Source organism: Desulfopila inferna (assembly GCF_016919005.1).
Lineage (GTDB): Bacteria > Desulfobacterota > Desulfobulbia > Desulfobulbales > Desulfocapsaceae > Desulfopila_A > Desulfopila_A inferna.
In genome coordinates this window covers 1-424 of the sequence record NZ_JAFFQE010000046.1, presented here as the reverse complement: position 1 = coordinate 424, position 424 = coordinate 1, and the positions used below count along the sequence as shown (strand labels likewise).

Genomic DNA, 424 nt, shown 5'->3' with positions numbered 1-424 from the left:
GTGAAGTACCCGTACTTCTCGGGCACCGAGGTGCCCGAGAAGTACGGGTACTTCACATTGGAGAACATGCCGTGCAGGGCGTGGGCGAACTCGTGGAAGGTGGTGTTCACCTCGTCCCAGGTCAGCAGGGTCGGCTGGCCGGCCGGCGGCTTCGGGATGTTAAGGTGATTGGCGACCACCGGCTTGAAGCCGGTCAGCTTCGACTGCGAGACGTAGGAGTTCATCCACGCGCCGCCGCGCTTGGAGGCGCGTGCGTACGGGTCGAAGATGAAGATTGCCAGCTGGCTGCCGTCGGCGTCGAACACGTCGTAGACGGTCACGTCGTCGTGGTAGACCGGAAGGTCTGTGCGCTGCTTGAAGGTCAGGCCGAATTCCAGGTTGGCGGCATGGAACACGCCGTTCTCCAGCACGTTCTTCATTTCGA

General features: G+C 62.0%; 1 protein-coding gene. It reads right to left on the bottom strand.

Going from position 1 to position 424, the window contains the following annotated elements; all coding sequences use genetic code 11:
- On the bottom strand, positions 1–424 hold a 424-nt coding region (locus JWG88_RS21375; protein ID WP_205235846.1), incomplete at both ends, for a M3 family metallopeptidase.